We start from the raw sequence: 3,288 nt of genomic DNA, 5'->3' as shown, positions 1-3,288 counted from the left end.
GAACATCACGGGTATCAATCCCGACGCCTTTGCCGCCATCATTGCCAGGGCCGACGCGATCGGGCGCGATATCGACGCCGCCAAGACTGCCGGCTTCGCGCCTGAGATCGCCGGGGAGGGCCGTTTCGCGGCAGGTGACAGCGATATTGCCTTCACCGTTGCCAATGGGACGCTGCGCGCGCCGCCGATCAGCCTAGACAATCCAGCGGCGATGCTGACGGCCGACGTAACCGCCGACATCAACACAAGCACCGTTTCAGCAAGGGGCGCGATTACCTATCGTCCCGGCGACGAGGCGCTGGTCGGTTCCGCGCCGGCCGTGAATTTCAGCCTCGCCGGTCCGCTCGGTGCGACGACGCGTCAGTTCGACAGCGAACCGCTGGCGCAGTTCCTGACCCAGCGCGCGCTGGAGAAGGAACAGCAGCGGGTCGAGGCAATGCAGGCGGCGCTGCTCGAGAAGCAGAGGCTGCGGCGCGAGGCGCGCTACTACGCCGCGCTGCAGACCGAGCGCGACCGGGCGGCCGAAGAATTGCGCCGGCAGGAGGAAGAGGCGCGGCAGAAGGCCGAGGCTGAGGCCAAGGCGAAAGCCGAGGCGGAGGCACAGGCAAAGGCGGAAGCTGAGGCGCAGGCCAAAGCGGAAGAAGAGGCGAAAGCCAAGGCGGAGGCCGATGCCAAGGCTCAGGCCGAGGCGGAAGCGCGCGCCAAAGCGGAGGCGGAAGCGAAAGCCAAAGCGGATGCGGAAGCGAAAGCCGAGGCAGAACAACGGGCTGCCGATGAGGCGGCCAAGGCTCAAGCCGAAGCGGATCGCAAGAAGGCTGAACAGGCAAAGCTGGAAGCCCAGCGTAAGGCGGCCCAGCAAACGCCAAAGGTCGACCGGTCGCTTCCAGGCGTCAACGACAGTTCAGCGCCGGAGCCGCCGAAGCCCAAGGCCAATCCGTTCACGATCGACAATCTTTTGAAGTCGCTGGACGGCGGCTGAGACTCATCCAGTCAGGAAGCTCGCGAATTCTCCACACCGCCTGAAGCGATTCATCTCAGGAAGCCTTGCCGCGTTTTGCCCAGGCCAGCACGTAGAGCCTGAGCGCGGAGGACAGATTCGCGTCGCGGGTCCGCGTCTCGTCGATCTCCGCGACCAGGGCCGCGAGCGAAATCGATCGCTGCGCCGCGATCGTGACGAGGTCATCGTAGAAAGGCTGCTCCAGGGAGAAGCTGGTGCGGTGACCGCGGATTGTTACCGAACGTTTTTCGACCGCGGCCATCGGAGGCGCTCAGCGTCCGTCCGGATCGCCGGGCTTTTCTCGGCGATGGCCGTCGATGAATTTTTCCGTCCTGTCGGAGGTCACCCGGTCACGTTCGCGCTCGGCCTTGGAGCGGCCATGCAGCGCCCGGTTCTCACTGGCCAGGCGTTCCTTCTCGATGCGCGCTTTCTGCTTGCGGGCCCGGCGGAGATTGACGACCTCGCCCATCTCACCGGTTCACTTCTTGCGGAAGGCGTCGAGCGAAACCACGTCGGCGCTCTTGCCGCTGGTGTCGGCGACAGCCGGCTTCTTTTCGGCCTCGGCCGTCTTCTTCTTCGATTCCGGTTTCTTTTCGGTCACGACTGCGAGCGGCTCCGAGGCCGGCGCGGCATCGTCATCTTCCGCGGCATTCTCCGCCTTGACGTCGAATTCGAGCTCGAAATTCACCGAAGGGTCGTAGAAACCGCGCACGGCGGAGAAGGGGATCTCCAGCTTCTCAGGCACGTCGGAGAAGGAGAGTCCCACTTCGAAGCCGGTATCGGTCACTTTCAGGTCCCAATACTGGAACTGGATGACAATGGTCATCTGCTCCGGATAGCGCTCGCGCAGCCGCGAGGATATGCGCACGCCGGGCGCGCCGGTCAGGAAGGTGATGAAGAAATGATGGTTGCCGGGAAGGCCGGTGCGCGCGACTTCGGCCAGGACCTTGCGCATGACGCCGCGCAGGGCCTCCTGGGCCAGAATGTCGTAGCGGATGTGGTCGTCGGCCATGTGACGGTCGGGTTCCGTTGAATCGTCCGCATAGCTGTAATCAAGCTTGGGCGCGGCGTAAACCGCATATAGGCGCCTAACGCCGAGGCCAAGGGGAATGGCGGCGATTTGATCGCTCAGGCGTGGGCGAGGGCGGCCTGCTTGACGGACGCTGCTTTCCGCAGGCCGAAGGCGCGGAGGAAGGTGCGCACGCCGTTGGTGGCCGAGCGCAGGACCTCGTCTTCCGTCGGCATGCCGCCGAGCATGAAGGTTATTTGCAGCTCGGCATTGACCAGAGCGAAGAACTGGCGCGCCGCCACGTCCGGATCGTCGATCGACAGATGCCCGGCATAAGCGAGGCGCGCGAAGCGGGCGGCAAGCGCCGACCATGTGCGGCCCGGCCCCTGTTCGCGCCACTCGGCGAAAAGTTCCGGATAGCGCTCGCCCTCGGCCTGGATCAGCTTGCGCAGGAACCGGCCGTCGCGGTTGCAGACGCAGTTGCGGTTCATGCGCACCGCAAAGGCGACGAGATCGGATTCGAGATCGGCGGGCTGGTCCGGAAAGGTGGCTATGGTGGCGAAGATGCCGGCGTTGCAGCGCTCCGTCAGGTCGCGCACGACGGCCATGAATAGCTTTTCCTTGTCACCATGGTGATTGTAGACGGTCTGGCGCGAAACGCCGGCCTCGGCCGCGATCAGGTCGATGTTGGCGCCGGCATAACCCTCCCGGCAGAAAACCGAAGCCGCGGCGTCGACCACCGATATGCGCTTGGCCTCATGGCTGCGTGGCGGGAAAGTGTCAGGAGAAACGCCGAGCTTCATCAAAATCTATATAGCGGTGATTGACGAATTGGACAAGCCTGTCTAAATTTGTGGACACAATAAAGGGAAATCCGCTCCCGAGAGAGACGAGTGAATTCGCTCTTGAGACGAATGAATTCGCTCTTGAGACGAACAAGTTCGCTCTTGGATGTCGGATTTCCGCGGGATGGAACGTCCTTGGGTAGACGCCGGACCTCGGCGGCAACCAGATCCGAAAGAAGCCCTATCATGAGTCCCAAATTCCTCCGCATCGCGGTCGTGCTCGGCTTGTTGTCCGCAATCGGACCGTTCGCCATCGATATGTATCTTCCCGCGCTGCCCTCGATCGGTGAGGATCTCAAGGCCGGCACCGCTGCCGTGCAGATGAGCCTCTTGATCTTCTTCCTGTCGATGGGTTTCGGCCAGATCGTCGTCGGACCAATCTCCGACATGGTCGGACGCAAGCTGCCGCTCTATGCCGGCCTTGCACTGTTCATGGT

5 protein-coding genes and 1 pseudogene are annotated in these 3,288 nt (G+C 63.3%); 2 read left to right on the top strand and 4 right to left on the bottom strand.

Annotated elements, in window-relative coordinates; translation table 11 throughout:
- On the top strand, positions 1-979 hold a 979-nt coding region (gene tolA, locus EOA29_RS30110; protein WP_127222023.1), incomplete at its 5' end, for a cell envelope integrity protein TolA.
- 55 nt (positions 980-1,034) lie between these two features.
- On the opposite strand, the gene EOA29_RS30105 is transcribed toward tolA, so the two are convergent.
- The 4 genes from EOA29_RS30105 to EOA29_RS30090 form a co-directional block, all read right to left on the bottom strand.
- On the bottom strand, positions 1,035-1,259 hold the full coding sequence (locus EOA29_RS30105) for a ribbon-helix-helix domain-containing protein (RefSeq protein WP_126093130.1): 225 nt from the start codon (positions 1,257-1,259) through the stop codon (positions 1,035-1,037).
- 9 nt (positions 1,260-1,268) lie between these two features.
- Positions 1,269-1,466 (bottom strand): DUF4169 family protein, encoded by a 198-nt coding sequence (locus EOA29_RS30100; protein ID WP_126093131.1) that lies wholly within the window; start codon positions 1,464-1,466, stop codon positions 1,269-1,271.
- A gap of 9 nt (positions 1,467-1,475) precedes the next feature.
- Entirely contained in the window at positions 1,476-2,009 is a 534-nt protein-coding gene (locus EOA29_RS30095) for an SspB family protein (RefSeq protein WP_126093132.1), read from the bottom strand.
- A 116-nt stretch (positions 2,010-2,125) separates the two neighbouring features.
- Positions 2,126-2,809: a TetR/AcrR family transcriptional regulator gene (locus tag EOA29_RS30090; protein ID WP_126093133.1), complete on the bottom strand. Its 684-nt coding sequence runs from the start codon at positions 2,807-2,809 to the stop codon at positions 2,126-2,128.
- A 228-nt stretch (positions 2,810-3,037) separates the two neighbouring features.
- Here EOA29_RS30090 and EOA29_RS30085 point away from each other — a divergent pair.
- Positions 3,038-3,288 (top strand): annotated as a pseudogene (locus tag EOA29_RS30085) (MFS transporter); the annotation flags it as partial.

The sequence above is a fragment of the Mesorhizobium sp. M1E.F.Ca.ET.063.01.1.1 genome, assembly GCF_003998155.1.
Classification (GTDB): Bacteria; Pseudomonadota; Alphaproteobacteria; order Rhizobiales; family Rhizobiaceae; genus Mesorhizobium.
Note: the sequence above shows the minus strand (reverse complement) of the source record. Positions and strands in the feature narration are given on the sequence as shown.

What these genes read in the sequence shown, in the direction of transcription:
- EOA29_RS30095 (WP_126093132.1), bottom strand. Translation starts at nt 2,009, where the DNA reads ATGGCCGACGACCACATCCGCTACGACATTCTGGCCCAGGAGGCCCTG.
- EOA29_RS30100 (WP_126093131.1), bottom strand. Translation starts at nt 1,466, where the DNA reads ATGGGCGAGGTCGTCAATCTCCGCCGGGCCCGCAAGCAGAAAGCGCGC.
- EOA29_RS30090 (WP_126093133.1), bottom strand. Translation starts at nt 2,809, where the DNA reads ATGAAGCTCGGCGTTTCTCCTGACACTTTCCCGCCACGCAGCCATGAG.
- EOA29_RS30105 (WP_126093130.1), bottom strand. Translation starts at nt 1,259, where the DNA reads ATGGCCGCGGTCGAAAAACGTTCGGTAACAATCCGCGGTCACCGCACC.